This window comes from Sulfurovum sp., from assembly GCF_041551015.1.
GTDB lineage: Bacteria > Campylobacterota > Campylobacteria > Campylobacterales > Sulfurovaceae > Sulfurovum.
Genome location: NZ_JBFENQ010000167.1, coordinates 1 through 3,559 on the forward strand (window position 1 = coordinate 1; position 3,559 = coordinate 3,559).

A 3,559-nucleotide genomic window follows, 5' to 3' on the forward strand; every position below is an offset into this window, starting at 1 on the left:
TGAGACACCTTCATCACGGTTAAAGTGTTTTTTCTCACGTTCAAGTTCTACCATCATCTTCCGAATAAGAGTAGGATTTTTCTTTGCTTCATCACGAAGTTCAAAGACACGTTTTTTACGTCCCTGATTACGTTTTTCTCTGGCTTTTACACCTTTTCCTAGCCAGGCTTCCTCTTGCTTAAGAAGTCTTAGTAAGTTGTCATGCCCTTTTTGGAGGGCATGCATACGTGCTTCTTTTTGTTCAAGGTAATTCATGTATCCACCGGTATAACTTACAAGCTCCTGGTTATCTACTTCTACAACACGTGTGGCAATGGTGTCGATGAAATGTCTATCGTGTGAGATGAAAAGTAAAGTGAAGTTCTCTTTGAGGAGTATTTCTTCTAAAAACTCTACCATATAGACATCAAGGTGGTTGGTAGGTTCGTCAAGGAGTAGTACATCAGGTTTTTTGAGTATGAGAGACGCCAGAGCTACACGGCGTTGTTCTCCTCCGGAGAGAGAAACTACAGGACGGTGCTCATAGGCTTTGAGCTGGAACTCTTGCATGACACGTTCTATCTTATCATCAAGGTTCCAGGCATTATGATGGTCCAAAAAAGAGGAGACTTTTTCGAGTTTTTTAAGCAGCTCTTCATTTTCAAAGTCTTCAGCAACTTTGAGACTAAGCCTATCATACTCATCTTTGGCGTCTTTGAGCTCTGTAAGTTCATTAAATATCGCTTCTCTGACTGAAAGACCTGGGTCAAAGTGAGGCTGTTGTGCAAGCATTTCTATATGTATGGAACTGTTCACTACTCTTTTACCCTCTGTAGGTTCCTCTTCTCCCATGATGATCTTCATCAATGTAGATTTTCCACATCCATTTTGCCCAACGATAGTGACACGTTCACCTTCATTCAGATGAAAATCAACTCCATTCAAAAGTAGTTTAATGTCATATTGTTTTTTAATGTCAAAGAGGTCGATGAGTGCCAAAAAGTATTCCTTGTTGTATATTGTCGTAATTATAGCAAATAGAGTGGGCTTTAAGGCTTGATTTGGTATATTTCACCATTATATCAGCAAGGAAATTTATGCTAGAAACCATCATCATCTTTTACTCTATTTATACATTTATGAAACTTTATATCTCCATCATGCAGATAGGGTATATCAATGAAGAAAAAAGAAAAACTCCTGTGCTAATGTCAGCAGACAAATATTTAATAGCAGGAAACTATGCGGTGGCTAATGGGAAACTTTCCCTTGTCACTACTTTTGTGGATTATCTGGTATTTATATGGTGGGTATTTGCAGGTTTTGCCTGGCTTTCATCTATGGTTCAAGTAGAAGGAAGTATCATGCAGGCAGTTGTGTTCCTTTTTGGTTTTATCATTGTCAATTACATTATCGGTCTTCCTTTTGAGCTTTACCAAAAATTTAAGATAGATGAAGCTTATGGATTTAATAAAATGACGGCAAAAATGTTTGTTATTGATCTGTTAAAATCAAGTCTCTTATTTTTCATTTTGGGTGGTGCTGTTTTTGCACTTTTATCTTGGATTATACAGAGTTATGAAACATGGTGGATCTGGGGCTTTGCAGCAATGTTCACTGTAGCGATATTGGCAAACCTGTTGGCTCCTACATTTATGGCACTCTTTAACAAGTTTTCTCCACTTGAAGAGGGTGAACTCAAAGAAAAGATCACAGTAATGATGAACCAGGCAGGGCTCAAAAGTGACGGTATTTTTGTAATGGATGCAAGTAAACGGGACAGCCGTCTCAATGCATTTTTCGGTGGATTAGGTAAGAGTAAACGCGTTGTACTTTTTGACACACTTTTAGAAAAACTTAACACCAAAGAACTTCTTGCAGTACTGGGACATGAACTGGGACACTTTTCACACGGAGATATTTGGAAAAACATAGGACTTATGGGGGTACTGCTTTTTATTGCATTTTATCTCTTTGGACATTTACCGGATGCGCTGTTTACACAGATGGGTGTGGTGCCTGAAGCTGGTGTACAGATAGCTATGCTAATGTTGTTGTTGCCACTTGTAAGTTTTGTCTTTACCCCATTTATGTCGTATGTAAGTCGTCATAATGAGTATGCAGCAGATGAGTATGGCTCGCAAGTGGGTGGTAAAGAAAATCTGGTATCTGCACTGATGAAACTGGTTACAGAAAACAAAGCATTCCCAAAGTCACATCCATTGGTAATCTTCTTTTACTATACACATCCTCCAGTGCTTGAAAGACTTAAAGAGTTAGGTTTTGATGCATCCAATACTATTGTAGGAGAAGAAACAGCTTTATCAAAAGATGGTATCTTTGGACATATGGATAGAAATGATGATTAAAGAGGCCCTTTCCTGGGCAAGAGAAGAACTTAAAGAGGCTTGTGAACGTCCTGCTTTTGAAGCAGAGTTACTTTTGGCCTATCATCTTGGACAAGACCGTACCTATTTACTGATACACGAGAGTGAGAGTTTTCCTGATGTAGATAAATTCCAAAAGCTCATTCAAAGAAGAGCTTCTCATGAGCCTTACGAATACATCGTAGGGTCTGTCAGTTTCTATGATATTCATTTAGAAGTTGAAAAGGGTGTACTCATCCCCCGACCTGAGACAGAGATACTCATAGACCTTGTAGCCGAGATCATAGAAAAAGAAAATATCACTAACATTGCTGAAATAGGTGTAGGGTCAGGTGCTATCTCAATCGTATTGGCCCGTAAATTCCCTCAGCTTCACATTATTGCTACAGATATTAGTGATATGCCGATCAAAGTGGCAGAAAAGAACATCAAGACATTTGGTCTGAACCAACAGATAGAACTTCGCAAGTCTAACCTCATAGATGAAGTACCTGAAGCTTTGGAATTGGTGGTTTCAAATCCTCCTTATATCGCCGAAGATTTTTTACTTGAATCCAATGTGATTGATTATGAGCCCAAAGAAGCACTTTTTGGTGGCAGAGTTGGAGATGAGTTACTAAAACAGATCATCTTGGATGTGAAGAATAGAGGTATTAAATATCTTGCTTGCGAAATGGGATACGATCAAAAAGAACCACTGCAAGTCTTTGTTAATGAAATCGGAGTAGAATACATAAAATTTTATAAAGACCTAGCAGGCTTTGATCGTGGATTTGTAATCAAATTTAATGAAGGGAAAGAATAATGAATAAATATTTTAGAATGCTAACTATGGCATACCTCATACTTCTAAGTGCGATGCTTGGGGCAGGACTTTTTGCCGGTATTGTAGTAGCGCCTGTTACATTTAATACAGACCAATGGCTGGGTGCAGATATTTTAACACGCTTCCAAGAAGGTCAGATCATGACAGAGAACTTTTTGAGACTCTCTTATCTGGTGAATGTGGTACTTGTTTCTGTAGTACTGTATGAAGGGTATAAGTTTAAAAAATTTGAGAGAGATACTTTGACACAGGTAGCAACATTTTTTGTGTTGGCAACGGGGCTGCTTTTTTCACAGTACTATATCCCAGATATTATTGCCATGCAGGAACAGGGTGTGGAAGCAACAAAATCAGTGGCATTCATCAA

General features: G+C 38.6%; 4 protein-coding genes. 3 read left to right on the plus strand and 1 reads right to left on the minus strand.

Annotated elements, in window-relative coordinates; translation table 11 throughout:
- Nucleotides 1-978: ABC-F family ATP-binding cassette domain-containing protein (locus ABZC96_RS09160; RefSeq protein ID WP_373030617.1), on the minus strand; the 978-nt coding region annotated here is incomplete at its 3' end.
- 98 nt (nucleotides 979-1,076) lie between these two features.
- Here ABZC96_RS09160 and ABZC96_RS09165 point away from each other — a divergent pair.
- The 3 genes from ABZC96_RS09165 to ABZC96_RS09175 form a co-directional block, all read left to right on the plus strand.
- Complete coding sequence (locus ABZC96_RS09165) at nucleotides 1,077-2,348, plus strand: M48 family metallopeptidase (protein ID WP_373030619.1); 1,272 nt, start codon at nucleotides 1,077-1,079, stop codon at nucleotides 2,346-2,348.
- Nucleotides 2,338-3,171 (plus strand): peptide chain release factor N(5)-glutamine methyltransferase, encoded by an 834-nt coding sequence (gene prmC, locus ABZC96_RS09170; protein WP_373030621.1) that lies wholly within the window; start codon nucleotides 2,338-2,340, stop codon nucleotides 3,169-3,171. The genes ABZC96_RS09165 and prmC overlap by 11 nt, the downstream gene beginning before the upstream one ends.
- The coding region (locus ABZC96_RS09175) for a DUF4149 domain-containing protein (protein ID WP_373030623.1) at nucleotides 3,171-3,559 on the plus strand (389 nt) is incomplete at its 3' end. The genes prmC and ABZC96_RS09175, both read left to right, overlap by 1 nt.

Excerpts from the sequence above, each read along its gene's own strand:
- ABZC96_RS09165 (WP_373030619.1), top strand. The coding sequence starts at position 1,077 with ATGCTAGAAACCATCATCATCTTTTACTCTATTTATACATTTATGAAA.
- prmC (WP_373030621.1), top strand. The coding sequence starts at position 2,338 with ATGATGATTAAAGAGGCCCTTTCCTGGGCAAGAGAAGAACTTAAAGAG.